The organism is Duganella sp. CY15W, assembly GCF_009857555.1.
In the GTDB taxonomy this organism is placed as follows: domain Bacteria; phylum Pseudomonadota; class Gammaproteobacteria; order Burkholderiales; family Burkholderiaceae_D; genus Rugamonas; species Rugamonas sacchari.
In genome coordinates, this window is record NZ_WWCQ01000003.1 from 775,296 (window position 1) to 799,110 (window position 23,815).

The following is a 23,815-nucleotide window of genomic DNA, read 5'->3' on the forward strand; positions in this document are numbered from 1 at the left end:
AGGGTACACATGAAACGAGTCAGCCTCACACAATATCTGGTGGAAGAGCAGCGCCTCCACAACTCGATCCCGGCCGAACTGCGCCTGCTGATCGAAGTGGTGGCACGCGCCTGCAAAACCATCAGCCACTCGGTCGGCAAAGGCGCGCTGGGCGAAGTGCTCGGCTCCGCCGACACCGAAAACATCCAGGGCGAAGTGCAGAAGAAACTGGACATCATCTCCAACGAAATTCTGCTCGAAGCCAACGAGTGGGGCGGCCACCTGGCAGCGATGGCATCGGAAGAAATGGAATCCATCCACCCGATTCCAAACCGCTATCCAAAAGGCGAATACATGCTGCTGTTCGACCCACTGGACGGCTCCTCCAACATCGACGTCAACGTCTCCATCGGCACCATCTTCTCCGTGCTGAAAGCACCGGAAGGCATGGATCAGCCGACCGAAGCTGACTTCATGCAGGCAGGCTCCAAACAGGTCGCCGCCGGCTACGCCGTGTACGGCCCGCAGACCATGCTGGTGCTCACCACCGGCAATGGCGTCAACTGCTTCACGCTGGACCGCGAGATGGGTTCGTGGGTACTGACCCAGCGCGACATGCAGATCCCGGCGAAGACCAAGGAATTCGCCATCAACATGTCCAACCAGCGCCACTGGCACCCGCCGGTGCAGCGCTACATCAGCGAACTGCTGGCCGGCGACACCGGCCCACGCGCCACCAACTTCAACATGCGCTGGATCGCCTCGATGGTCGCCGACGTGCACCGCATCCTGAACCGCGGCGGCATCTTCATGTACCCAGCCGACCTGCGCGACACCTCCGTGCCAGGCAAACTGCGCCTGATGTACGAAGCCAACCCGATGGCCTTCATCGTCGAGCAGGCAGGCGGCGCGGCCACCGACGGCAAACAGCGCATCATGGACATCCAGCCGACCAAACTGCACCAGCGCGTGCCGGTGTTCCTGGGCTCGCGTGATGAAGTAGCCGTGGTTACCAGCTACCATCAAGAGGGCTGAAAAGCTTAAAAATCGCAGAAAGCAATGCCATTTTTGCACGCTAGACTGAAAATAATGGTTTTGGGACTAGCGTGCGAGGATCGGCTTTGTTAGAATGCGGGTCGTCGCCGCTTTAGCTCAGTTGGTAGAGCAGTTCATTCGTAATGAAAAGGTCGCCAGTTCGATTCCGGCAAGCGGCACCAAGATACATCCCGGCAAGTTCCGGCAAAAACCGCCTTACCCTGTTTTCATAGAGGGAAGGCGGTTTTTTTATATCCGGCCGTTTTGCAAGAACCGGCATACTTCGGCAAAATCTTGATACCATTTGCCAAAAAATGGCAACGGATTTGGCAAAATGGAGGCTCCTCAGAAAACTGGCACTGTGTGTCGACATCGGGTGATGGTCGCCGGCAGTCGCTACTCCGGCACCTTTGCCACCAAGGCCGCAGTGTTGGCCTGGAGGGGGAGAAGCGTGTCACCACGTCAAAGGGCAAACTTGGCCTCACCAAGACCTGCGCCGACCCCTTCGAGAAATACGAGCTGGAGGTGTCGAAGAACAAACGCGGGTATCGCTGGGAGGCTCGCTGTGCCTGGCCGCCATGGCCGAGACCGACTTCGGCAAGGTCAAGGTGGCTGACGTCCGTACCACGCACGTGGCTGCTTGATGCGATCAGCGGCTCAATGAGGTTGCGCCCTGCTCGGTGACGCGGGAAATGACTCTGCTCTCGAAAGTGTTGGCCGTGGCGCGCAAGGAGTGGAAGTGGATCAGCGAGAGCCCAACCACCGATGTGGCGAGGCCGAAGGCACCGCCGGCGCGCAACCGGCTTATCTCTCAGGTTGAGATCGAGGCGATCTGCGTGGCGCTGAACTGGCGCCACGATATCGTTGGCGTGCCGCCGACGACGAAGCAGCAGTGTATTGCCTTGGCTTTCCTGTTTGCGATCCAGACCGCGATGCGCGCCGGCGAAATATGCGGTTTGAAGAAAGGGGATGTATCTGGGCGGGTCGCGCGGCTGCACATGACCAAAAACGGTTTGCTGCGGGGCGGTCCGTTGTCAGCCCGCGCGCTGGAGATTTGGGAGATGATATCGGACGGCTTCGGTGTGACGTCTGCCATTCTCGATGCGATGTTCCGCAAGGCGCGGGAAAAGCAGGCATCGAGGGGCTGGCCTTCCACGATACCACGAACGAGGCAATCACTAGGTTGGCGAAAAAGCTACACGTGTTGGACCTTGCACGAATGGTCGGACACTCGGATATCCGGCAACTGCAGACCTACTACAACGAGACTGCAGCCGACATTGCATCGCGCCTATAGTTTTGCAGTGGTGACTGGCACATTTATTTACTAGAGCGGAGGGGCATTATGGCTATTATGGAAAATCATCTGTCGTCGGCATTGGGAAGCTTTGGACTGCATTCTCCATACGACATGCTCAAAAAAGCATGGCGTGAGTATGAACGTTGCACTAAATCCGACAATGACGACGACCGTCGCGATGCTGCGATTAATGGAGCCATTACTCTTTGGCATATGAACGACTGGGTGTGGAACGGAATAACCGACTATGGCCGTAAGAAGGATGAGGTAAGAGCATTATTAGGGGTCACAGGGCCTCGTGCGGAAAAAGATGACTTAGTAAAATGGGCCGTAGGAAGGTGCCCCGAGTTGGCTATTTGTCAGTCGATCTGCAATGGATCGAAACATGTAGTTTGTATAGGGATCAAGGAAGCGAATTTAGTCTCAAGTAATCCAAACTCGCCAAATGTGAAGACGACGCCGGGTCGCCTCGAAATTGTCGATGGCTCTGGAAATACGCTGGACGCCCCTGATGTGCTCCGAAAGGCATTCGACTTTTGGTACCATCACGCAACTAATGCCAATGTCTTGAAGTAATCCCTCATGCATAAATTATCGACACCGTTGTAGAGTGCAAAAAACTAAACAACGGAGGCTGCACTGATTGTTATGAGAAGCACGATGTGTGCTCAATCATGTATCCGCACGCGAATGTGGGTTGCACGATAAGTTAACTCATTATTTCCAAGCAATCACTTCCCTTGCCTTATACAACGCTTGCGCACGCCCTTTTACTGATAATCGGTTCGGCTTCGGGAAGGTCGGCAGACATACAATATCGCTGTAGACGCGGTCCTTCGACCGATGCAAGTAGGCCGCCAGCGCAATCGAAATTGGCTGTTGAGTAGGCACTGGGTGCGGCTGACTCAGTTTTTCCAGGGTCTTGGTCAACAATTCTTCGGTACTCATTTTAGTATCCGTAATTCGCGAATTAAAGTTGTCTGCCATCAGTTAAAAAAAACCAACGCACCTTTTCGTGGAGCGAACGGTAACGGCTTCGCGTCGCGTAGCTCGAAACCGTACTTCTCGAAAAACCGTGGCGACTTCGACGCGGTGCTGCAGCCGGAGATGATGACCCGTCCGACGATTTCGCCGCGCAGTAGCAGCTCAAACGCCGGCATCCGGATGTGTTGCAGGCGCGCCTTTGCTGGCGTGAACCAGCACCTTGCCGCGCACATTCGTCGACCAACTGCGGTTCTCGATGTCCTTGTAGCCATTGACTATGAGCCATGCCCAAGGTTGGCGGATCGATAAGGCCTTCATGACACAGGTCCCTCCTCGATCTGAATTACTCGATACTCGATGTTGATTTCCCAGGCTCAGCGTGTGGGCAATACCAGCGCAACTACTGAACATCGCAGCCGTCGCGCAACCAGCACTTGCCGTCGGAGGTGCCGGACGGGGAGGTTCTTCTTTGCTGAACAGCCTAGGCTAGGAAGTAAATAAAAGCGTCTCAATAACCTCGTTCTTGGAGATTTCTCGCGCTGCTTGTTGAGCTTTCTAAGAATTCAAGACAGGTCATCATATGAGTTGAGTCTACGGTAAATCAGATAATACTAGTTGTTAATTTGCAACTTTAGGTATACGACCGGATCAGTTTGACTTAGAGTGATGTATCACATAGATAACGCATCCTCTTATGACAATCGAGTTCAGCCTAGCAGAACAGGTGTTTCGCGAACTAGTAGACGAGTTCGCTGCGATCATCCTAGACGCAAATGAAGCGCAAACGCGATTTGCGTTTATAGATCGACTCTTAGTGGAGAGTCTGGGATGGCCTCGTGAGCACATCAAAGTTGAGGTTTATGAGGGCGGGGACCGAAGTGATTATGAATGCGGCGCTCCTCGCCAAATGATAGTTGAAGCAAAAAAGGCCAGCTCATCGTTCAGCTTCCCACCAAGAGCATCAAATTTTGCAAATAAACTTAAGCTGTTGTCGTTAATGGCATTCAATGATTCGACAAAATCAGCTATTGAACAGGTATACAAATATTGTCAAGATCGAGGTGTGCCTGTAGCTGCAATTTGCAATGGGCCACAAATTATATTTTTTCTAGCGTCACGGCTTGACGGAACTGCACCCCTCGATGGTCATGCATTTGTATACGATTCCTTCGATGCTATGAAGAAAGGATTCAATACTATATATGAAGCCTTATCACCTGAAGGAATTAGAGAGAAGCGACTATCAATCATGCTGGGGGCCACGAATGGTGGTGCCTTACCTCCTAAGTTATCAGTCGCATGTTTGAATTATTTTGAATATAAACATAGTAGTAATTTTCAAGAGAATTTACGAAATGCGTCTTCGCTTGTTATTGAGGATATAGGGAAAACAGCAGAGGTAGAAAAAGACTTTCTTGCTGAATGTTATTGTGAAAGTGGGCCATTATCGCAATATTCATTAGTTGGGAAAAACATACTCAGCACGCGCTACTCTTCATTATTTTCATCAAAAGAATCTGGTAGTCGAATTGAAGAGGTTAATCCTCGTGGTCCCACAAAAAAGTTGAGTGAAAAGGTTATTGCGGAAGCGATTGGCCGTAGGCCGATAGTTTTATTAGGGGACGTTGGTGTAGGAAAAACATCATTTTTAAAGAATCTTATTCAAATTACCGCAAAACGTGAATTTGGAAATGCGATTTTTATATATTTTGACTTGGGATCTCAAGGCGCATTAGCGACGTCTACTCGTTCAGCATTACTAAAAGAAATAGAAAAAACTTTAAAAAATACGTATAATGTAAACATTTTTGAAAAATCTCTTGTAGAAAAAATTTATAAAGACCAACTTACAGATTTTGATGAAGGCTTTATTGGTGAAATTAAGTATTCACAGCCAGAAGTTTTTTCGAAAAAGCGTATCGATTTTCTTGAAAAACTCGTAGCGGATAGAGAAAACCATCTTAAAAATTGTTTGAGTGTACTTTCCTCGCAGAAGCACGCACAAGTTATTATCGTCATTGATAATGCTGATCAGAGAAAATTATCGGTTCAGCAAGATTCTTTTTTGATTGCAAATGAACTTGCTTCAAATTGGAATGCACTAGTATTTCTTTCTCTTCGACCTCAAACTTTTCACGCGTCAAAGCGTAGTGGAGCAATCTCAGCTTATCCTCAAAAAGTCTTCGTAATTCCTCCACCAAAACTTGAAGATGCCATAGAAAAGCGCTTGATTTTTGCAGCAAAGATAGCTGATGGACGGCTACCCGTAGCGAAAATTAAAGACTTATCTATGCACATAGAGAGTCTCGCGATATTAATTAAAGTTTTGCAAAGTTCTTTGCGTATAAATAATGATTTATATGAATTTATAGTTAATGTTAGTGGTGGAAACGTTCGTGTAGCAATTGAGCTAATATCGAAATTCATCGGAAACCCAAATGTTGAGTCAGAGAAAATAATAAAAACAATAAACGAAGGCGGTAAATATGTTATACCTTTGCATGAATTTGCTAAAGGTGGACTGCTGGGAGACTATGCTTACTTTCAAGAAGAATCGTCATATGCCCACAATATATTTGGAGTAATTTTCGCAGACAAACGAGAACATTTTTTATCGTCGTTTCTCTTGGGTTACTTGGGATGGGATGGGGCCATCGCCCGACAAACAGATGGGTTTGTAGGACTAGCTGCAATTTTGGAAGAAGGACAATGTAATGGTTTCAGTACTGAGCAGACTAGCGCTCATTTGCGAAAATTAACAAGAAAGAAACTTGTTGAAACTACTGAGCGTAAATTACTTGACGATGAAGATAGCGTTGGAAGTGCGGAGCTCCCAGAGTCATTTCGGCTAACTCCCCTAGGCGCTTACCATCTTAAAAGATGGGCTTACGATTTTTCTTACCTGGAAGCCATGTCATTCGATACTCCTATATTTTCAGTTGAGGTTTATACATCATTGGCTCAACAAGTAAATAATTTAACTTTAACTGCACGTTATATTAGAGCTGTTACTTTTAAAAATTACCTTGGGGAAATTTGGAAAGGTTTTGCTATTCGACCTTATTTTGATTGGAAACAATTTCAAACCTATGGTGATAAATCTTTTGATCGTGTTAAAAGACGTATTATAGATTTAGGGCTGCCAATTCCAAATATATAAATAAAATTGAATTTACAAATTATATTTGTAGTGATTTTTATTTAATAAAATGGGCGCTATTGATCTTCAGCCTTAGACCACAGGCTATCCAATCATATGAGTTATTGAAGTTTGGCGTTCAGCTTCTTGGCCATCTCTTCATGGTGGCCAACTGTGGGCTCCAGCTTGCTTGCCAGTGCCTTCACATCCGCATCTTTCGCGTTCGCGATGTCCTTCTTCAGCGCGGCGTGCACTTTGGTGTGATCGGCCACGCCTGCTTTGCTGACATACTGCTTGTCGAACGCTGCGCCGGACAGTTTTTGTAACTCGTCGGCTATCTTCTTGTGCTCGGCATCCGTGTCGGATGGCAGCGTGATGTTCTTTGCGGCCGCGACTTTTTTGGTTTCATCCAGACCTTTGCTGTGGTCGTCAATCATCATCTGGGCAAATTCTTTGACGTCGGCATTGCTGCTTTTATCGAGCGCCATCTTACCGGCGGCGACTTCGGCGATGTTTGCTTGGGCGATTGCGACCAGGCGGTCGGCATCGGCTTTGGCGATGGTGGTTTGTGCGGACGCGACATTGGCGATGGCGAAGCTGGTGGCCAGAATGGCGTATAGACGAGTGCGGTGCATGAGGATCTCCAGTGTGAGCAGGAATAGCCGTAAGAAATAAGAACTGCACATTAACGGCAAGGCTTTAATGTGCAGTCATCTTTCTTCGTTTCCTGCCGACAGACTGTGCGGCATTTCGCTTACTGCGAAAGCGATACAGGTCAGAACGGCCGCGCTTCTATGCGCCGCTCGACAAAATCGGCTGTCCGGCAACGGTAGGTGAAGGTGGTTGCTGTGGCAGAGGAGGCCACTTCGAGTGTGCCGCCGTGCGACACTGCGATTTCTGATGCGATGAACAGGCCCAGTCCAAGTCCTTCGCTTACGTTGGCCGTGGTGGATTTCCAAAACGGTTTAAATAGTTTAGCTTGTATTTCTTCTGGTATCGCTGTTCCGCTATTGGTAATGGCCAGCTCGAAAATACCGTTCGATATTTTTGCGTTCACATACACCGGCGCAGCCTGGTTGCCGTGAACAATCGCATTCTTCAACAGATTGGATAACAGTTGCACCATGCGTTGACCATCACACAGCAGGCTAATGTCGACAGGGATGTCTGAGACAATTTCCCGGCCGGGATAGACCCCGCGCAATTCCTCAACCGCCTGGTAGAGGAACTCCGCCACGCTTTTTTCATGGCGGATATTGAGGGAGATGCCGCCACCCATTCGTCCGCGGGTAAAGTCGGTGACATCGTCAATGAGCGCGGCAATGCGCTGTACGCTGCGCTGCATGATCGCTAACAATGGGGCAATCGCTGGCGGTGCTTGCTGCTTTAAAATCTCGGTGCCATTGCTGATGGTGCTGAGCGGGGTCCGGATGTCGTGCCCCAGCATGGCGATGAATTGCTCGCGCAATTTGGAGGTTTCCTTCTCATCGCTCAGGGCGGTCTGCGTCGTTCGCATGGCGCTCTCTGCGGCGAGTTGGCGGCTGATGAGTTCAGCGAATAAGGATAAGGTCTTGCTCGTTGAGCTTTGCGTCAGCTCTGCCTTGTTCGGGTCGAGCCCGCACAAGGTGCCGAAGTACTCGCCGCTGGGCCGGTGCAGTGGAATCGAAAAATAACTCTGGAATCCGTAAATCCGTGGTGTCTGATGGTCGCAGTATTGCGCGCTATCCCGCACCGAATCGATAATGATGGCGGCATTGGTATCCCGGACTTCTTCGCACAGCGTGGTGGTGACGTCCAACGCATCGCCCACTTTCAGTCCGAAGCCGAGTTTGTCTAACACGGCACACGTGTGCCAGGAATCAGCGGTGACTCGGGCCACGCACACAAAGCCCAGGCCGGTGATTTCTGAAACAGCCTCGAGAATGGTCGGCACAGCAGCGATCTTTTCGACTGCGGCAATATCTTTTTCAAGTGACAGGGTCATCGGATTCTTTCTGCCGTTGAGTTACCCCAACTAGTGTCAGCCTTCTGGGAGTGGGGAGCGTGGTGCGGCCATGTAGAGATACCCCGATAGTGTACAGCAAGCCAGTCGTCCCGCTCTACCAGCGGGTGCCTTGCTCGGACATAAAATAAGTTCTTTCCGCCATGTGTGAACTGACGTACCGAGGAATGCGCGCAGCCAGCCGACAATGATGTTTTGTACAACGGGGCAGCCTATGAACGCCAACCTCATCCCTGAGCGGAATGCAGGCGAACCCGATCGGCGCCACGATGGTCCGGTTGAAACGATCGACGCGGCGGTGGTGCTGGCGTCAGTTGATGGCGTCGGACCCGCTCTGGATTACATGTCCACCAACGGTATTCCCCACGCGACAGCGCTACGCGTCCTGGCTGGCCCGCGATATCACCGGCAGCCGGACATGCGAACTATCGGCACGGTTCTCGATCAGATTACTGCGAAAAAGCGTGGCCGGGCGAGCTGAGCTCCCGCCGCAAAGCGCCGTTTCACGCGGGCTTCATCTGTCTAAAATAACTGCGCCGATAAGTTGGCCCGATCAGGACGCGTTCTGACACGTCCCGTGATATCCCTCGGCGGTGCATATAGTAAAGTGCCGCGCCCATGCCTGACTGTCTGGCCAGCCAAATAGCGTTCTCTACCACCATGGCGGCGTCAACGCGCTCGCGTCGCTCAAAGAAAGTCATCGGCATCTCCTTTAGTAATGAGCCCACTTTAATAGGTGACGCGCAGTCAATCTGTTAGCTAATGCATATAACGCGTGCTACAGCGAATAGGAGAATCGGCTGATGGTCTTTTAATCGTTGGCCTGCTGCTGCGTGCCGGTGCCGATGGGCGCCGGATCACTGGCGCGATGCGTGGCATCCCTTTGCACGAGGCCAGCTATTTCGGCCATGCCGATGTGCTGCGGGTATTGGTCGCACTGCCGGACCGGCGGATCAGGTGTTATTGGCTGCAGGTTCAAAGCGTGGCAAGCGCGCCAGCGGATGGGTGTTGATGATGGCGGAGATGCGATACAGCTCGCTGATGGCGGGAAGGACGTACTCATCAATGGGATGGTCAAGCCGCCAGTGTTCGATAATCTCCAGCCGGCGCGCCGGATCGCAAGTGAAGGACGACTCGATCGCGACGATGTAATCGACCATCGCAATATGCCTGAAGTCATGCGCAATGTCGCGCACCCTGTCAGCCAGCAGTAAATCAAACTTGTCCATCGAGACCTCCGTGAGGGCAGTAAAACACAGTAACACACATATGTGGAATCGTTACTGCTATTGGCGTGCGGCGCTTTGTAAGAAGTGCTAGGTAGGAAGCCGACATAGGTGTATTGTCTGCTTTGAATTGGATGACGTTCGCCAATCGTGACTGGTGCACTACTAGCGGCAAGAAAATGAATGAGCGTCAAAAGCGGTCTGATGAATGTATGGCAAATGCGGTCGAGCGCGGCATCAATATCCTGGCCGTACGCAACCGCACACTGGCACACAACTACATGCAATACAAACGGGTTCCCGCAGAAGTGATCGCGCGCGTACTCGATCCCACATTGCCCCGTCGTACCGCCAGTGCTGAACAGGCGGTGTCCGAAGCACTTATCCCCTTGCCGGCGAGTGATAAGAACGCATAGCAGAACAATGATCGGCTCCTGCGCGACGGCAATTTGGGAGGCAGCCATGACGAATAAGCCTGTGAAAGTGCGACAACTGAGCGCGGTGCAATTACGCATCCTGCTGACACTGTCACGTGAATTGCTGCAGACGGATGACGTCCGCAGTTCGCTGGCCCTGGTCGGGCGCGTGCTGGTGGAATTGATGTCGCCGGATTCTGCTTTGTTGCTACTGCAGGATGACCGACTGGATGTGGTCTGCTTTGACCGCCGTGGCGTAGCCCATCCGGCAGGAACGGACCATACGTTGTACCAGGCGGCTGCGGCCTTGTTGCCGAGCACGCGTCATGCCGCAGCAGACATGGTGCGCGATCAGACGTCACCGGTGCATATCGGGCCGCACGCATTGGCGGTAGCGGTGCCGGCCCACGCGGCGGTAGCGGTACTTGCGGTGTCCTGGACACACGAGCTGGCGTCAATGGCGCCGGAAAAATGCGGACCGCTTCTGACATATATCCTGGAATTGGCGACGGCAGCGCTGGGCAAGATTGCAGCGCGCAGCTCGCTTGAGCAGCTGCTGTGGCAGCAGTGCGAACAAATCGCCAGCTCTTCCGTGGCGCATGCCGCCGAGCTGGAGCGCCGGGAGCAGGCGGTCACCGAACTGCGCGTGCTGGCGCTGACCGACGTCCTGACGGGGCTGTACAACCGCCGTGGCTTCTTCATGCAGGCGGAGCAGATCTTCAAGGTGGCACAGCGCAAGCGTGCCGACAGCGCGGTCATTTTCGCGGACATCGATGGCCTCAAGCACGTTAATGATGAGCTTGGGCATGATACTGGTGACGCCCTGATACGGGATGCGGCGTCGGTATTTCGCCAGTCGTTCCGTGAAGCGGACGTGGTATCCCGACTGGGCGGCGACGAGTTCGTCGCCTATACCCTGGACGATGCGCGGCCCGAAATCATCCTGCAGCGCATCCGCGACAACCTGCATGCCTTTAACCTGATGCAGGAGCGGCCGTATGCCGTGGCGATCAGTGCCGGTATCGTGCGGTGTGAGCCTGGCGGCAAGCAGGTTTTGTCGGATTATGTGTTGCAGGCAGATGAGCAGATGTACGCTGAAAAGCGTAGTCGGTTGCACTAGACCAGTATCAGTCCCACCAGCTCGCGTGCGCGCAGGCATTGCTGGCCGCCCGCTTCCATACTGTGGCAGGTGCTGGAGCGCGCCTTTCATCGCGACGTGATAGGGCGACACGGGCGTAACCAGCTGCTCGGGCACCGTGCTTTGTGGATGGGCGGTGGTTTCGCTCCAGTCGAAGCTCACCCGCTTATTTTGGTCAGGCTGTGCAAGGGACCGATGTCGCCACCTGCCATGCTGTGCGACAGCGTATGCATATCCACCTCCAGCCGCTTGCGCATGGCGCCCAGCATCATGCCGACAAACGAGGACGCCGGTTGTCCGGCTGGCTGCACGGTCAGCGAAGTATAGGTCAGCTGTTCAGAGAAGGGCCGGAACACCAGTCCCGCATGCAGGTAATCATAGGCGGTCACGGGATTGACGATGGCCACGCCCACCTTGTTGCGTACCAGTTCGCACTGGCTGATGGTGAACGGACACTCCACCACCGTACGCAGTTCGACGCCGTGGTTGCGGCAGATGCGGTCCAGCCGCAGGCTGACGCTGTCCTCGGGATTCAGGGCGATGAAGGGATGCTTGCCCAGCATGGCGGGCGTAATGCGCTTGTGCCGCGCCAGCGCGTGGCCTTGCGGCAGCGCCACCACGCCGAAGTAATGGGCGAACAGGGTGGCTTCGATGCCGTTGGTGGAGACATCGTCCGCTACCACGCCCAATTCGGCCTCGTTGCTGAGCAGGCATTTGCGGACGTCGGCCGATCCCATAATCTGTAGTGATACCAGCGTGCGTTCGCGCTCGCGCGACAGATCGGCCAGCACGCGCGGCAGGAAGCCGACGCCAACGCCGGGGAAGCTGGCGATGCGTACGCGGCCGACGCCGAACTGGCGCAATGCGCGCAGGCGCTGTTCAATCACCTCCATGCCGACGAAGTGGCGGTCCACTTCTTTCAGCAGCGCCTGCGCCTCCTGTGTGGGCAGCAGCTTGCCGGCGCTGCGCTGAAACAGCGCGAGTCCGGCGGACTGCTCCAGCCGGCGCAATGATTGGCTGATGGCCGGCTGGCTCATGTTCATGAGCCTGGCGGCCTTGGTGGCGGACCCTGTGGTCATCACAACGCGGAAGATCTCGATTTCCCGGCTCAGCATGTGCATAACTAAAATTTATGGAATGATAAATAATAGCCGATGCACGGACCTTGTGCTTCTTTATACTTGGCGCATCAATCAATCTCTGGAAGAGGCGGGCATGAACGAACATCAAGCGGACCGGAAAAAACTGTTGGCGCCGGACTGGGAGCAGATCGCGCAGAGTTACGACGTCGCCAGCGATTTCATCAATCTGGAGAACGGCTACTTCGGCATCATGGCGCGCCCGGTGGCGGAGGAGTTCAAGCGCAATATCGATTATCTGACGCGTTACAGCTCCTATCATCTGCGCCGCAAGTTTGAGCGGGCCGGCGTCGACCAGATTCGTACCGAGCTGGCGGCGCGTACCGGTGTCGCCATGGAGGAACTGGCGCTCACGCGTGGTGCGACGGAATCGCTCCAAAACCTGATCTGCAATTACCGCCTGCTCAAGCAGGGCGATACGGTCATGTACAGCAATCTGGATTACGATGCCATGCAGTACGCGATGAACGATCTGGCGCAACGGCACGGCGCCAAGGTGGCGGTGGTGCAGATACCGGAACCGGTGTCGCGCCAGCTGGCCATCGACGTGTATGAGAAGGCACTGCGCCAGCATCCGCGCACCCGCTTGCTGCTGCTCACCCACCTCAATCACCGCACCGGTTTGGTGTTGCCGGTGGCGGAGATCATCAAGCTGGCCAAGTCGCGCGGTGTTGATGTGATTGTGGATGTGGCGCAGTCCTGGGGGCAGCTGGATTACAAGCTGCCGGACCTGGGCGCGGACTTCGTGGGCACGAATTTGCACAAGTGGGTGGGCGCGCCTTTAGGTACGGGCTTTCTGTACATTCGCAAGGAACGGCTGGCGGATATCGGCGTGGAGCGGGGCGACGAAGATCACCCAGCGACCGACATCCTGTCGCGCGTGCATTCGGGCACCGTGAATGCGGCCGCGCTGATGACGATACCGGCGGCACTCAAGCTGCATGATGAAATCGGTGTGGCGAATCGGGGCCGCCGTTTGTGCGAGCTGCGTGACTACTGGGTGCATCAGGTGCGCGATGTGCCGAATGTGGAGATTCTCACGCCGGATGAAGCGGGCAGTTATGGCGCGCTGACATCCTTCCGCGTGCGCGGACACACAACGTTTGAAGCGAACAATGCGCTGGTGGACCGCCTGATGGCGCAGTACGGCATCTTCACCGTGGCGCGCAAGGGACCCGTGGGTGGTAGCGTCATCCGCGTTACGCCCGGGCTCTTCACGCGCACCGCTGATCTCGACAAACTGGTCACCGCCATCCGCGAGCTGGCTGCCTGACGCGCTGGCGGCTTACTGATGAGTAGTGCGCGGCTATTTCTTTAAATGATGTACATTGTTTTTATAACATCATTCTAGAAGGATGTCCCGATGAAATATACCGCCACTGTCGCGGCCATGATGCTGACCGCGCTGCTTTCCGCTTGCCACAAAAAAGAGAAGGCCGAAGAACCACCGGTCGCTGCCACGCCCGCCCCGGCGCCAGCGGCCGCACCAGCGGCGCCGGCGCCTGCCGCGGACCCGACACCCGAACAGCAGGAGCTGGCGAAGAAAAAGTCCCTGCTTGAATACGGTGTGATGGAAGACAAATACCTCAACGATCCGCGTGGCCAATGGGCGACGGAAGCCAAGGCTAGCTCGGTCTTCGGTGACGACAACGGCCGCAAGCCGAGCGAAAGCAATCTGGCCGTCCGCGCCACCGGCGCCGCGGACGATCACAGCTGGACCAACAACAATATCGATAAAGGTTTCGACTGGCTGGAGCTGAGCTATGCCAAGCCGGTCAATGCCACCGAAGTGCGCGTGGTGCTGCCGGGCGGTAAAGGTGCGGAGGCCATCAACAAGGTCGAGCTGCAAGACACCGACGGCAAATGGAACACGGTCTGGGAAGGCATGAGCGAAGTGAAGCGCGATCAGCGCGGCAGCCGTACCTGGTTTGTCCGCACCTTTGACAAGACCGCGTACAAGGTCAAGGGCGTCAAGATCACGCTGGCCAACAATCTCCAGCGCGAGTACAAGGAAGTCGACGCGGTGCAACTGGTCGGCGACCAGTAAGCAGGCTATCATCACGGCATGAACAGAAAAATGCTTGCCGTGGCCGGTGTGGCGGCTGTGTTTGGCGCGATCAATTTCGCGAGCCGGGCACAGTCAGGCCAGTCGCCTCAGCCTTACTACAAATCGCTGGTCAGCTCGCCCACCTGCATGCAGCCGCAATGGCCCAGGGAGGCGCTGCGCTACGAGATCGATGGCACCACCATCGTGCGTTTTGAAATCGGTCTGGACGGCAAAGTGATCCGCCCAGCGGTAACCCAAAGCAGCGGCTGGAAGATACTGGATGACGCCGCCGTGCATGGCTTGTCACAATGCCTGTTCCAGGCCAATCTGGACGAAGCGAAAAGCAGCCAGCAGCTGCCGTTGAAATTTGTCTGGTCGTTCAGCGACGCGCCGGCCGCGCGGCCGCTGCTGGTGGCGGACAGCTGCCCGCCATCGACGCGCTTTGCGCGCTTCAGCCAGTCAGACCGCCGCACTAGCGGGGGCGATGGCGTGCTGCTGCGCTTCATCGTCAATGCGGAAGGTGCGCCGCAGCGCATCGTTGCCGAACCCGGCGCGCAGCAGGAAGTCGCCGACGCGGCGGTGGAATATCTGCAAGGCTGCCGCTTCGCCCACGACGCAGGCGTAACGGGGCCGCGCACTGACACGGCCTATGGCCGGGTGCAACTGCAATAATCAGCGCAAGTCTTCGGCCCGGCGTTTCTCAGGTTCGCTCAGCACGCGGGCGATGACCGGCAAGGGCACGCCTGCGTCCTCCAGAAATTCGGCTGCCATTTCGCGGCCTTGCTTCTCAGCCATGGCAATCCCTGCATTGACCGCGACCGCCTTGGTGCGGTCGGGGCGTGAGCGTCGTTCGATCATGGTGATACCTCCTGTCTGAGCCGAGACAGTATCACAAATGCAATTACGATGCGCTGACGGTACTGGTTTGCTCGCGCTTTTCCATGGCATTGTGGACGGCCGCCAGAATGCGTTCCAGATTGGCTGGCTTGATCACATGCTCGTCAAAGCCGGTATCAATCACCCGCTGGCGCGTCACCACATCGCCCCAGGCGGTGAAGGCGATCAGCGCGACCTGGTCGAAGTCCGGCACCGCGCGCAGGGCGGCGGCCACCTGGTAGCCGTCCATGCCGGGCATGCCCAGATCGAGCAGAATGGCATGTGGCTGGAAGGTGCGCGCCGCGTCCAGGCCTGGTAGGCCGGCATAGGCCACGGCGGTCTGGTAACCGTGCAGTTCAAGCAGTTCCGCCGAAATGTCTGCGGCTTCGGTGTTGTCGTCTACGACTAAAATACGTTTGGAAGTGGTCTGGTCCATGATAATGAACGAAAAGTAACATGACGTTCGGCTGGGTCCAGGCCGGGGGAGAGGTGGCGCGCGGGTAGGGGGCACGCAGGGGAGGGGCCATATAGGCTTTCCTGTCGTTAATTATAGTTGGATTTTCGCCGTTTGCTTGAAGAAATATGTATCTGTCTCCAAATTGTCCACAGACCTCATGGAAAGGGAATCGAATATGACGACAACAACGGAAACGGCCATCCTGGCCGGCGGCTGCTTCTGGGGCGTGCAGGACTTGGTCCGCAAGATGCCTGGCGTACTGACAACCCGGGTCGGCTACAGCGGCGGCGACGTGCCGAACGCGACCTATCGCAATCATGGCACCCATGCCGAGGCGATTGAAATTGTGTTTGATCCGGCGGTGCTCAGCTACCGCAAGATCCTGGAATTTTTCTTCCAGATTCACGATCCGAGCACCCGCAACCGGCAGGGCAATGACATCGGTTCGAGCTATCGCTCTGCAATTTTTTATTCCAATGAGCAACAGAAGGCCGTGGCGGAAGATACCATTGCCGACGTCAATGCATCGGGCTTGTGGCCTGGCAAGGTGGTGACGGAACTGGCGCCGGCAGGGCCATTCTGGCAGGCCGAGCCGGAGCATCAGGACTATCTGGAGCGCATTCCGAATGGCTACACCTGCCATTATGTACGTCCGGACTGGGTACTTCCCATGCGTTAAAAACTGCGTGTAAACAATGACTTAGGATTCAGAAGGTATTCGGAAGGAAAGTTTCTGGGGGCAGACCTACAGTGAGAGCCATGTTTCACCTCTTCACGTTAGGAAATGCCATGAGTCAGTTATTTGCTGCCGTTTATGAAATCCAAAGCGCTACCATCGGCCGTCCGATGTTGCGTCTGAACCTGGTCGTTAATCGCGACAATGCCAGCGTGGTGGGCACCGCCACGCTGGAAAGCGTCACCGGCGATGTGCATGAAATGTCGGTACGCGGCCACCTCATGGAAATCGAAGGCGATGCGCCGCTGGAGGCGATTGTGCTGGCCGGTACGCCACCGGTATTTGCCGTGCTCGACGAAGAACCGACCTCCTTCCAGCTACTCATGGTATTGCCGACTGCCTGGAAAAATGGCCAGGCTTGTTTCAAAATGAGTATTGGAAAGCTTTACCCTCGTGTCGTGGATATCCGCGATGGCATCGCCCGCGCTGTTTTACCGGAAGCAGCGTACTGACGTTTGTAGATACCACTTTTGTCTCCCTTCAAATTGGTACTCACTTTTGTTGTGGAATGCGTAACGTATCGCATTTCATGGTGGGTACCAATCTTTTCTATACAAGCTCGGTACAGCTGTTAGTAAGCACTCACACTTCGTGACCTAATCTATAAGCAATCTTTCCGGAAAAACTGTTCCCTCAACGGAACTGGTATTTGAGTGCACGCAATTTACAAAACCACTTGACTACCACTTTCCCAAGGTGGATTCTGAAAAAATAACAACAAACGCAGTTCACACCCACCGGAAGGAGAGACGATGAAACATGCAGTTAAGGGGAACGCGGCCGTTATGGGCCTGATTGCCAGCATGCTGGCAGCTTGCGGAGGGGGCGGCGATGCCGACACCTCCAGTTCAAAAATGAAATTGCTGGGCGCCGCAGTACAGGGCGCAGAAACCACCGCGGCGGCGGCGTGTCCAGCCTGGTCATCCACAGCGATCTACACGGTCGGCATGTGCGTGACCTACAGCGGCAAGACCTACACCGCCAAGTGGTGGACGCAGAATAACGTGCCAGGCACGGAAGAATGGGGACCATGGGCGGTGAGCGCCGCGCCGCCAACCCCGACACCAACGCCGACACCGACACCCACTCCAACGCCGACGCCGACACCGACACCTACTCCGACGCCGACTCCGACGCCAACGCCTACGCCGACCCCAACTCCGACGCCGACCCCAACTCCGACGCCAACGCCAACCGGCGGCCGTGAGATCGGTTCATACTTCGCGCAGTGGGGCGTGTACGGCCGCAGCTACGAAGTGGCTGACATCCACACCACCAAGACGCCGGTCAACGGCGTGCAGACCAGCGTTGCCGACCAGCTCACGTTCATCAACTACGCCTTCGGCAATACCTACGCTAAAAACGGCGGCTACGAGTGCGATATGGTCACGCGTACCGAAGTCGGCAACGACAATCCGACCTCGCCTGCAGCGGGCACCGGCGGCGACGCGTATGCCGACTACCAGCGCTCGCCGGGCCGTACGGTCAATGGTCAGGCGGTACCGTGGGACGCTCCGCTCAGCGGCAACTTCCTGCAACTGAAGCTGCTGAAAGCCGCGCACCCGAACCTGAAAGTGTTCATCTCGCTGGGCGGCTGGAGCTGGTCGAAAAACTTCTCGGCCGCAGCCAAGACCGACGCGCTGCGCAAACAGCTGGCCAAGTCCTGCGTGAAGCTGTTCATCGCCGGCGACCTGCCGGTACAGGATGGACGCGGCGGCGCTGGCTCAGCCAAAGGCGTGTTTGACGGTATCGACATCGACTGGGAATACCCGGGCGGTGGCGGCCAGCCATACAACACGGCGGACGCGGTCAACGACAAGCACAACTTCACGCTGCTGATGCAGGAGTTCCGCGCGCAGCTGGATGCGCAAGGTGCGACTGACGGCAAGCGCTACCTGCTCACCGCCGCCATCGGCGCCGGCACCGAGAAGATCGCGCAGACCGAACCAGCCCTGTACTCGCAATACATGGACTGGGTCAATCTGATGACCTATGACTTCCACGGCGGCTGGGAAACCACCACCAACTTCCACGCACCGCTGTACCACGATCCGGCTGATCCATCGACCGGCGTGCTGGCCAAGTACAACACCAACGACGCCATCACGGCGCTGGTGGCGGCCGGTATGCCGAAGAACAAGATCCTGCTGGGCGTACCGTTCTATGGGCGCGGCTGGAAGGGCGTAGCGGCTGGCCCTAATGCCAATGGCCTGTATCAGAGCACGACTGGTGCGGCTGCAGGTACCTATGAAGCCGGCATTGACGACTACAAGGTCCTGGTCAACAAGTCCGGTTCGCGCTGGTACCACCCCGTCACCAAACAACTGTTCCTGTACACTGGCACGGGAGAATGGTGGAGCTACGATGATCCGACTGTCATCGCAACCAAGATGCAGTACATGCGCGATCAAGGCCTGCGCGGCGCCTTCTCCTGGGAGCTCGATGGCGACGCCAGCGGCGCTTTGACTAGCGAAGTGTGGAAAGGACGATAAACGATGAACCGTCATGGTGCCGTACCGCAGACCGACGTCAATGACTCATGGCGTGGCTGGATCGCCGAGAACCTGATACTCGGCGGCCATCCGGAGACGCTGGTCGGCATCATGGTCCAATCGGGCATTGTTGAATCTTCGGCGCGCGCGGAGGTCGATGCCGCGCTGCGCAGCCCTTACCTGCGGGGCGTATCGCGTCTGCACAACCGGCTGGCCAAGCGTGACTGGGTGCTCGGCATCCAGTCGCGCCTGAACCAGCTGGCGCAGTACGAGGTGCCGCGCAGGGAGCGGCTGTCCGGCGAGGTGTTCCTCAACGAGCACTATCGGCGCAATCAGCCGGTCATCATCACCGGCATGCTGGATGATTGCGTGGCCCGCAGCCGCTGGACTTTCGACTACCTGGCCGCGCAACTGGGCGACCGCGAAGTGGAAGTGCAGTTTGGCCGCAACGCCGATCCCGACTACGAATTAAACAGCATGTCGCACAAGCGCCGCATGCCTTTTGGCGAGTACGTGGCGATGGTGCGCGACGCAGGCGTCACCAACGATTTCTACATGACCGCCAATAACGACGGTCACAATCGCGATGCCTTGCGTGAGCTGATGAGCGATCTGCCGCCGCTGACCGAGTATCTGCAGGAAGGCAGCAACGGCTTTTTCTGGTTTGGCCCTGCGGGAACGATCACGCCGTTCCACCACGACCTGACCAACAACTTCATGATCCAGATAGCCGGGCGTAAAAAGGTGCGGCTTATCGCGCCTTGCGACACGCCCAAGGTGTACAACCAGCGTCACTGTTTTTCGCCGGTCGATGGACGCAACATCGACCTGCAGCGCTTCCCGATGATGGCAGACGTGCCAGTCATCGACTGCGTGCTGGAACCGGGCGAGATCCTGTTCCTGCCAGTGGGCTGGTGGCATTTTGTAGAAGCACTCGATGTAACCATCACGGTCTCGACTACCCACTTCAAGTGGGATAACGACTTCTATACGCATTACCCAAGAAATCAAGACTTCTAAAAGGGGACAAAAATGAAGCAAAATCTTTTGATGCTGACGCTAGTCGGCAGCACTCTGGCCGCCTGTGGTGGCGGCAATGGCACCACCGACGCACCCGCCGGCAAGACGCTCGGCGGCGTACGCATGGGCGCCGCTGCCGCGACTTGCGATGCCTGGAGCTCAACGGCCGTCTACACCGCCGGCATGTGCGTGACCTACAACGGCAAGACCTATAGCGCCAAATGGTGGACGCAGAATAACGTGCCGGGCGCGGAAGAATGGGGACCATGGGCGCTGCAAACCACGCCAACTCCAACGCCGACGCCTACACCAACGCCCACTCCGACACCGACACCCACTCCGACGCCAACGCCAACGCCAACGCCAACTCCGACACCTACGCCTACGCCGACACCTACGCCGACGGCGACACCAGTCGCATGCCGTCCGGATGGCCTGACCACGCCGGTGCCGAACGTGAACTACTGCGGCGTCTACGATACCAACGGCCGCGAGAAACTGGCCAATGGCCTGAACCGCCGCATCGTCGGCTACTTCACCAGCTGGCGCACCGGCGCGGGCAACACACCGTCCTATCTGGTGCCGAACATCCCATGGGACAAAGTCACCCACATCAACTACGCCTTTGCCTCGGTCGGCACGGACGCCAAGGTGCAACTGGCCAGTGGCGCCAACAACCCGGACACGGGCCTGACCTGGCCTAACATTCCGGCCGCCGCCATGGATCCGTCCTTGCCGTACAAAGGCCACTTCAATCTGCTGTCGCAATACAAGAAGCGCTACCCTGGCGTGAAAGTGATGCTGTCGGTGGGCGGCTGGGCAGGCAGCGGCGGCTTCTACGGCGCCACCACCAACACGGATGGCTCGGTGAACACCGCAGGCATCAACACCCTGGCCGATTCCATGGTTGCCGTGCTGCGCCAATACACCTTCTTCGACGGTATCGACATCGACTACGAGCATCCGACCACCAACGATGAAGCAGGCAATCCGCTCGACTTCCCGACCAGCAAACCGCGTCTCGCCGGTCTGATGAAAGGCTATAACGCACTGCTGAAAACCGTGCGTGAAAAGCTCGACAACGCCGCTGTTGCGGACCACAAGTACTACATGCTGACCATCGCCGGTTCGGCCTCAGGCTGGATCTTGCGCGGAGAAGAAAACCTCTCCGGCCTCAAGTACCTCGACTACGCCAGCCTGATGTCCTACGATCTGCACGGCGGCTGGAACCAGTACGTCGGCCCGAACGCACCGCTGTTCGATGACGGCAACGACGCTGAACTCCGCGCCGGCAACGCCTACAGCTACGGCGGCATCGGCTACCTCAACGTCGACTGGGCTTACCGCTACTACCGCGGCGCACTGCAGGCGGGACGCATCAACATCGGCGTGCCGTACTACACGCGTGGCTGGAAGGATGTCACTGGCGGCACCAATGGCCTGTGGGGCACCTCGCCGGTCGTCACCAGCACCGTCACCTGCGCTGGCGTGAAAACCTGCGGCACCGGTGCGGTCGGCATCGACAACGTCTGGTATGACCTGGATACGACCGGCAAGCCGGTACCTGGCGGCGGCAATCCGCTGTGGCATGCGCTGAACCTGCAGAACGCCATCGTGCCGGACTACCTGGATGCCTACGGCGTCACCGAGAAGACCATCACCGGCACCTACACGCCGAACTACAGTTCCACCATGGCCGCACCGTGGCTCTGGAACGCGACGCGCAAGGTGTTCCTGTCGGTTGAAACCGCACAGTCGATTGCTGCCAAAACGCAGTACATCATCGACAACGGCATCGGCGGCATCATGATCTGGGAGCTGGCTGGCGACTATGGCTGGGACGCAGGCAAGAATGCCGGCAAGGGCGAGTACTTCATGGGTTACACGCTGACCACCAATATCTACAACGCCTTCAAGACCGCCAGTGCCTATGGTGCGGTACGGGCGGAGTCGGTGATCCCGGCCAGCAGCGCCAAAGTCAGCATCGCGCTCGGTGGCTGGAAGCTGGGCGACAGCAACTACCCGATCAACCCTGTCATGACCGTCACCAACAACACGACGGTCACCATACCGGGCGGCTCGGTGGTGGAGTTTGACTATCCCGTGTCGGCGCCTGCCAATATGAGCGACCAGTCGGGCTATGGGCTGACGGTGACCAAGGCCGGTTACTCGGGGCCGAACAACATCGGCGGCTTCAAGGCCAACTTCAACCACGCCAAGTTCACCATTCCGACGTGGCAGTCGCTGGCCCCTGGCGCTTCGGTGTCGCTGACGCTGAACTATTCGCTGCCGATCTCCGGGCCATCCGCCTACGTGATCACGGTGAACGGCACGCGCTACGCGCTGAGCGAAGAGTATCCTGACCTGCCGGTCTTGCTGAAGTAAGGGGAGGGCGAGATGAAGAACCATTTCATACTCGCCTCGCTTACCGCTGTACTGCTCACCGCCTGTGGCGGTAGCAGCAGCGATCAGGCGAGCAGCGCATCGCCACGTCTGCTGATGGGCGGCGTGGCTGGCGTGGCGGCGGCATCCTGCCCGGCATGGAGCGCTACTGCGGTCTATACCGCTGGCAGCTGCGCCATCTACCAGGGCAAGCAGTACGAAGCCAAGTGGTGGGTGCAAGGCACCGTGCCGAATGCAGGTGACCAGTGGGGGCCATGGAAGTACGTTGGCGACGCCACCAACCCGCCGACCGATCCCACCACACCGACCACGCCAGGTGGCGTGCCGACCAAGGCGCAGGCGGAAGCGCGGGAAGCGGATCTCACCAACAATGACTTCTTCCGCAAGGTCAAAGCCTCGATCCGCACGCTGGACAACGCACTGGTGGACGCTGTCGCACCCGGCGCGTCGGCCAATCCGGCCAACGTCAAGCGCGTGGAACGGTTGCTGAGCTCCGCCAAGTGGGACTACTACTTCGGCATCCGCGAGCCAAGCTACACCTACACCCGCTTCCTGCAGGCGGTCGCCAAGTTCCCGGCCGTGTGCGGTGACTACACGGATGGCCGCGATGCCGATGCCATCTGCCGCCACTCGCTGGCAACCATGTTCGCCCACTTTGCACAGGAGACGGGCGAGCACAATGCCAGCCTGCCGATTCCGCAGTGGCGCCAGGGCCTGAAGTATTTGCGGGAACTGGGCTGCGATGAAAACGGCACGGGCTGCGGCTACAACACCGAGTGCGCGGATCCGGTCTTCAATTCCGTCTGGACTTGCGGGAAGAACGCCGACGGCAGCTACAAGAAGTATTACGGGCGCGGCGCCAAGCAGCTCTCGTACAACTACAACTACGGGCCGTTCTCGCAGGTGATGTACAACGGCGACCAGTCGGTGCTGCTGAAGAATCCCGACCTGGTGGCGTCCACGTGGCTGAACCTGGCCTCGGCGACGTTCTTCTTTGTCTATCCACAACCACCCAAGCCATCGATGCTGCATGTGCTGGATGGGACCTGGGTACCGAATGCGGCGGATAACGCGGCGGGAGCGGGCAACAACTTCGCAACCACCATCATGATTATCAACGCCGAATGCGGTACGGGCACGGAGAAGCCGGCAGCGCAGAACCGCATCGACTACTACAAGCAGTTCGCGGCGGATCTGGGATGGAATGTGGGGAGTGAACAGCTGTCGTGCGCCAGCATGCAGCGTTTCAACTCAAGCAGTTCGGCGGCCTACAACATCTACTGGGAGAAGAACTGGAACACTGGCGGCGATTACCAGTGCCAGCTCGTGAGCTATCAGACGCCGTACAGCGCCCTCATCGCCGGCAACTACACCAAGTGCGTTGAGAAGAACTGGAACGTCACGCTGAAGTAAGGTTGTACAATCG

Annotated in this window: 25 protein-coding genes and 1 tRNA gene; 18 read left to right on the forward strand and 8 right to left on the reverse strand. The window is 56.6% G+C overall.

The window, feature by feature from the left end; translation table 11 throughout:
* Positions 1–9: 9 nt before the first annotated feature.
* The 4 genes from GTP58_RS18525 to GTP58_RS18540 all read left to right on the forward strand — a co-directional run bounded on the left by GTP58_RS18525 (position 10) and on the right by GTP58_RS18540 (position 2,890).
* On the forward strand, positions 10–1,014 hold the full coding sequence (locus tag GTP58_RS18525; protein ID WP_072789881.1) for a class 1 fructose-bisphosphatase: 1,005 nt from the start codon (positions 10–12) through the stop codon (positions 1,012–1,014).
* Between the two features lie 106 nt (positions 1,015–1,120).
* Positions 1,121–1,196: transfer RNA gene (locus tag GTP58_RS18530), tRNA-Thr, on the forward strand.
* Positions 1,197–1,706: 510 nt separating this feature from the next.
* Entirely contained in the window at positions 1,707–2,345 is a 639-nt protein-coding gene (locus GTP58_RS18535) for a tyrosine-type recombinase/integrase (RefSeq protein WP_161078682.1), read from the forward strand.
* Positions 2,346–2,359: 14 nt separating this feature from the next.
* Positions 2,360–2,890: a hypothetical protein gene (locus tag GTP58_RS18540; protein WP_161078683.1), complete on the forward strand. Its 531-nt coding sequence runs from the start codon at positions 2,360–2,362 to the stop codon at positions 2,888–2,890.
* 141 nt (positions 2,891–3,031) lie between these two features.
* On the opposite strand, the gene GTP58_RS18545 is transcribed toward GTP58_RS18540, so the two are convergent.
* Together GTP58_RS18545 and GTP58_RS31405 are read right to left on the reverse strand one after the other, a co-directional pair.
* Positions 3,032–3,262, reverse strand: coding sequence for a hypothetical protein (locus tag GTP58_RS18545; protein ID WP_161078684.1), 231 nt, complete (start codon positions 3,260–3,262; stop codon positions 3,032–3,034).
* Positions 3,263–3,460: 198 nt separating this feature from the next.
* Positions 3,461–3,616: an ASCH domain-containing protein gene (locus GTP58_RS31405; protein WP_229215634.1), complete on the reverse strand. Its 156-nt coding sequence runs from the start codon at positions 3,614–3,616 to the stop codon at positions 3,461–3,463.
* 376 nt (positions 3,617–3,992) lie between these two features.
* Here GTP58_RS31405 and GTP58_RS18555 point away from each other — a divergent pair, with 376 nt between their 5' ends.
* Entirely contained in the window at positions 3,993–6,458 is a 2,466-nt protein-coding gene (locus GTP58_RS18555; RefSeq protein ID WP_161078685.1) for a hypothetical protein, read from the forward strand.
* Between the two features lie 101 nt (positions 6,459–6,559).
* On the opposite strand, the gene GTP58_RS18560 is transcribed toward GTP58_RS18555, so the two are convergent.
* Both GTP58_RS18560 and GTP58_RS18565 read right to left on the reverse strand, forming a co-directional pair.
* Positions 6,560–7,072 (reverse strand): DUF4142 domain-containing protein, encoded by a 513-nt coding sequence (locus GTP58_RS18560; protein ID WP_161078686.1) that lies wholly within the window; start codon positions 7,070–7,072, stop codon positions 6,560–6,562.
* A 140-nt stretch (positions 7,073–7,212) separates the two neighbouring features.
* Positions 7,213–8,421 (reverse strand): sensor histidine kinase KdpD, encoded by a 1,209-nt coding sequence (locus GTP58_RS18565; RefSeq protein WP_161078687.1) that lies wholly within the window; start codon positions 8,419–8,421, stop codon positions 7,213–7,215.
* Positions 8,422–8,653: 232 nt separating this feature from the next.
* Between GTP58_RS18565 and GTP58_RS18570 the strand changes: the two genes are divergently transcribed.
* Positions 8,654–8,920 (forward strand): hypothetical protein, encoded by a 267-nt coding sequence (locus GTP58_RS18570; protein ID WP_161078688.1) that lies wholly within the window; start codon positions 8,654–8,656, stop codon positions 8,918–8,920.
* 387 nt (positions 8,921–9,307) lie between these two features.
* A complete protein-coding gene (locus tag GTP58_RS31955; protein WP_373924759.1) occupies positions 9,308–9,451 on the forward strand; it encodes a hypothetical protein in 144 nt (47 codons plus the stop codon).
* Here the strand turns inward: GTP58_RS31955 and GTP58_RS18575 are convergent.
* Positions 9,393–9,668: a hypothetical protein gene (locus GTP58_RS18575; RefSeq protein WP_161078689.1), complete on the reverse strand. Its 276-nt coding sequence runs from the start codon at positions 9,666–9,668 to the stop codon at positions 9,393–9,395. The two genes, GTP58_RS31955 and GTP58_RS18575, sit on opposite strands and share 59 nt — an antisense overlap.
* A 131-nt stretch (positions 9,669–9,799) precedes the next feature.
* On the opposite strand from GTP58_RS18575, the gene GTP58_RS18580 reads away from it, so the two are divergent.
* Complete coding sequence (locus GTP58_RS18580) at positions 9,800–10,081, forward strand: hypothetical protein (RefSeq protein WP_229215635.1); 282 nt, start codon at positions 9,800–9,802, stop codon at positions 10,079–10,081.
* Positions 10,082–10,127: 46 nt separating this feature from the next.
* The gene (locus GTP58_RS18585) at positions 10,128–11,201 is read left to right on the forward strand and encodes a diguanylate cyclase (protein WP_161078690.1); all 1,074 of its coding nucleotides are present in this window, start codon (positions 10,128–10,130) and stop codon (positions 11,199–11,201) included.
* Between the two features lie 176 nt (positions 11,202–11,377).
* Here the strand turns inward: GTP58_RS18585 and GTP58_RS18590 are convergent, their stop codons facing one another.
* Complete coding sequence (locus tag GTP58_RS18590) at positions 11,378–12,334, reverse strand: LysR substrate-binding domain-containing protein (RefSeq protein ID WP_072789907.1); 957 nt, start codon at positions 12,332–12,334, stop codon at positions 11,378–11,380.
* Between the two features lie 100 nt (positions 12,335–12,434).
* Here GTP58_RS18590 and GTP58_RS18595 point away from each other — a divergent pair, with 100 nt between their 5' ends.
* The 3 genes from GTP58_RS18595 to GTP58_RS18605 all read left to right on the forward strand — a co-directional run bounded on the left by GTP58_RS18595 (position 12,435) and on the right by GTP58_RS18605 (position 15,077).
* On the forward strand, positions 12,435–13,631 hold the full coding sequence (locus GTP58_RS18595; protein WP_229215636.1) for an aminotransferase class V-fold PLP-dependent enzyme: 1,197 nt from the start codon (positions 12,435–12,437) through the stop codon (positions 13,629–13,631).
* 90 nt (positions 13,632–13,721) lie between these two features.
* Positions 13,722–14,405, forward strand: coding sequence for a hypothetical protein (locus GTP58_RS18600; protein WP_161078692.1), 684 nt, complete (start codon positions 13,722–13,724; stop codon positions 14,403–14,405).
* Between the two features lie 18 nt (positions 14,406–14,423).
* Positions 14,424–15,077, forward strand: coding sequence for a TonB family protein (locus GTP58_RS18605; RefSeq protein ID WP_161078693.1), 654 nt, complete (start codon positions 14,424–14,426; stop codon positions 15,075–15,077).
* On the opposite strand, the gene GTP58_RS18610 is transcribed toward GTP58_RS18605, so the two are convergent.
* Both GTP58_RS18610 and GTP58_RS18615 read right to left on the reverse strand, forming a co-directional pair.
* Positions 15,078–15,263 carry a hypothetical protein gene (locus GTP58_RS18610; RefSeq protein WP_072789916.1) on the reverse strand — a complete coding sequence of 62 codons (186 nt, stop codon included), beginning with the start codon at positions 15,261–15,263 and terminating at the stop codon, positions 15,078–15,080.
* A 43-nt stretch (positions 15,264–15,306) separates the two neighbouring features.
* Positions 15,307–15,717, reverse strand: coding sequence for a response regulator (locus GTP58_RS18615; RefSeq protein ID WP_161078694.1), 411 nt, complete (start codon positions 15,715–15,717; stop codon positions 15,307–15,309).
* A gap of 196 nt (positions 15,718–15,913) precedes the next feature.
* Here GTP58_RS18615 and msrA point away from each other — a divergent pair, with 196 nt between their 5' ends.
* From msrA to GTP58_RS18650, 6 genes are all read left to right on the forward strand, one after another.
* Positions 15,914–16,417 (forward strand): peptide-methionine (S)-S-oxide reductase MsrA, encoded by a 504-nt coding sequence (gene msrA / locus GTP58_RS18620; RefSeq protein ID WP_161078695.1) that lies wholly within the window; start codon positions 15,914–15,916, stop codon positions 16,415–16,417.
* 110 nt (positions 16,418–16,527) lie between these two features.
* Entirely contained in the window at positions 16,528–16,926 is a 399-nt protein-coding gene (locus GTP58_RS18625) for a DUF1842 domain-containing protein (protein WP_161078696.1), read from the forward strand.
* 300 nt (positions 16,927–17,226) lie between these two features.
* Positions 17,227–18,966 (forward strand): glycosyl hydrolase family 18 protein, encoded by a 1,740-nt coding sequence (locus tag GTP58_RS18630; protein WP_161078697.1) that lies wholly within the window; start codon positions 17,227–17,229, stop codon positions 18,964–18,966.
* 3 nt (positions 18,967–18,969) lie between these two features.
* Positions 18,970–19,986 carry a cupin-like domain-containing protein gene (locus GTP58_RS18635; RefSeq protein ID WP_161078698.1) on the forward strand — a complete coding sequence of 339 codons (1,017 nt, stop codon included), beginning with the start codon at positions 18,970–18,972 and terminating at the stop codon, positions 19,984–19,986.
* A 12-nt stretch (positions 19,987–19,998) separates the two neighbouring features.
* Positions 19,999–22,371: a chitinase C-terminal domain-containing protein gene (locus GTP58_RS18645; protein ID WP_202413754.1), complete on the forward strand. Its 2,373-nt coding sequence runs from the start codon at positions 19,999–20,001 to the stop codon at positions 22,369–22,371.
* 12 nt (positions 22,372–22,383) lie between these two features.
* On the forward strand, positions 22,384–23,802 hold the full coding sequence (locus GTP58_RS18650) for a glycoside hydrolase family 19 protein (protein ID WP_202413755.1): 1,419 nt from the start codon (positions 22,384–22,386) through the stop codon (positions 23,800–23,802).
* Positions 23,803–23,815 lie beyond the last annotated feature (13 nt).

Excerpts from the sequence above, each read along its gene's own strand:
- GTP58_RS18575 (WP_161078689.1), bottom strand. The coding sequence starts at position 9,668 with ATGGACAAGTTTGATTTACTGCTGGCTGACAGGGTGCGCGACATTGCG.
- GTP58_RS18595 (WP_229215636.1), top strand. The coding sequence starts at position 12,435 with ATGAACGAACATCAAGCGGACCGGAAAAAACTGTTGGCGCCGGACTGG.
- GTP58_RS31955 (WP_373924759.1), top strand. The coding sequence starts at position 9,308 with ATGCGTGGCATCCCTTTGCACGAGGCCAGCTATTTCGGCCATGCCGAT.
- GTP58_RS18570 (WP_161078688.1), top strand. The coding sequence starts at position 8,654 with ATGAACGCCAACCTCATCCCTGAGCGGAATGCAGGCGAACCCGATCGG.
- GTP58_RS31405 (WP_229215634.1), bottom strand. The coding sequence starts at position 3,616 with ATGAAGGCCTTATCGATCCGCCAACCTTGGGCATGGCTCATAGTCAAT.
- GTP58_RS18580 (WP_229215635.1), top strand. The coding sequence starts at position 9,800 with ATGACGTTCGCCAATCGTGACTGGTGCACTACTAGCGGCAAGAAAATG.
- GTP58_RS18555 (WP_161078685.1), top strand. The coding sequence starts at position 3,993 with ATGACAATCGAGTTCAGCCTAGCAGAACAGGTGTTTCGCGAACTAGTA.
- GTP58_RS18650 (WP_202413755.1), top strand. The coding sequence starts at position 22,384 with ATGAAGAACCATTTCATACTCGCCTCGCTTACCGCTGTACTGCTCACC.
- GTP58_RS18590 (WP_072789907.1), bottom strand. The coding sequence starts at position 12,334 with ATGCTGAGCCGGGAAATCGAGATCTTCCGCGTTGTGATGACCACAGGG.
- GTP58_RS18645 (WP_202413754.1), top strand. The coding sequence starts at position 19,999 with ATGAAGCAAAATCTTTTGATGCTGACGCTAGTCGGCAGCACTCTGGCC.
- GTP58_RS18585 (WP_161078690.1), top strand. The coding sequence starts at position 10,128 with ATGACGAATAAGCCTGTGAAAGTGCGACAACTGAGCGCGGTGCAATTA.
- GTP58_RS18605 (WP_161078693.1), top strand. The coding sequence starts at position 14,424 with ATGAACAGAAAAATGCTTGCCGTGGCCGGTGTGGCGGCTGTGTTTGGC.
- GTP58_RS18545 (WP_161078684.1), bottom strand. The coding sequence starts at position 3,262 with ATGAGTACCGAAGAATTGTTGACCAAGACCCTGGAAAAACTGAGTCAG.
- GTP58_RS18600 (WP_161078692.1), top strand. The coding sequence starts at position 13,722 with ATGAAATATACCGCCACTGTCGCGGCCATGATGCTGACCGCGCTGCTT.
- GTP58_RS18615 (WP_161078694.1), bottom strand. The coding sequence starts at position 15,717 with ATGGACCAGACCACTTCCAAACGTATTTTAGTCGTAGACGACAACACC.
- GTP58_RS18535 (WP_161078682.1), top strand. The coding sequence starts at position 1,707 with ATGACTCTGCTCTCGAAAGTGTTGGCCGTGGCGCGCAAGGAGTGGAAG.
- GTP58_RS18525 (WP_072789881.1), top strand. The coding sequence starts at position 10 with ATGAAACGAGTCAGCCTCACACAATATCTGGTGGAAGAGCAGCGCCTC.
- GTP58_RS18565 (WP_161078687.1), bottom strand. The coding sequence starts at position 8,421 with ATGACCCTGTCACTTGAAAAAGATATTGCCGCAGTCGAAAAGATCGCT.
- GTP58_RS18540 (WP_161078683.1), top strand. The coding sequence starts at position 2,360 with ATGGCTATTATGGAAAATCATCTGTCGTCGGCATTGGGAAGCTTTGGA.
- GTP58_RS18625 (WP_161078696.1), top strand. The coding sequence starts at position 16,528 with ATGAGTCAGTTATTTGCTGCCGTTTATGAAATCCAAAGCGCTACCATC.
- GTP58_RS18610 (WP_072789916.1), bottom strand. The coding sequence starts at position 15,263 with ATGATCGAACGACGCTCACGCCCCGACCGCACCAAGGCGGTCGCGGTC.
- msrA (WP_161078695.1), top strand. The coding sequence starts at position 15,914 with ATGACGACAACAACGGAAACGGCCATCCTGGCCGGCGGCTGCTTCTGG.
- GTP58_RS18635 (WP_161078698.1), top strand. The coding sequence starts at position 18,970 with ATGAACCGTCATGGTGCCGTACCGCAGACCGACGTCAATGACTCATGG.
- GTP58_RS18560 (WP_161078686.1), bottom strand. The coding sequence starts at position 7,072 with ATGCACCGCACTCGTCTATACGCCATTCTGGCCACCAGCTTCGCCATC.
- GTP58_RS18630 (WP_161078697.1), top strand. The coding sequence starts at position 17,227 with ATGAAACATGCAGTTAAGGGGAACGCGGCCGTTATGGGCCTGATTGCC.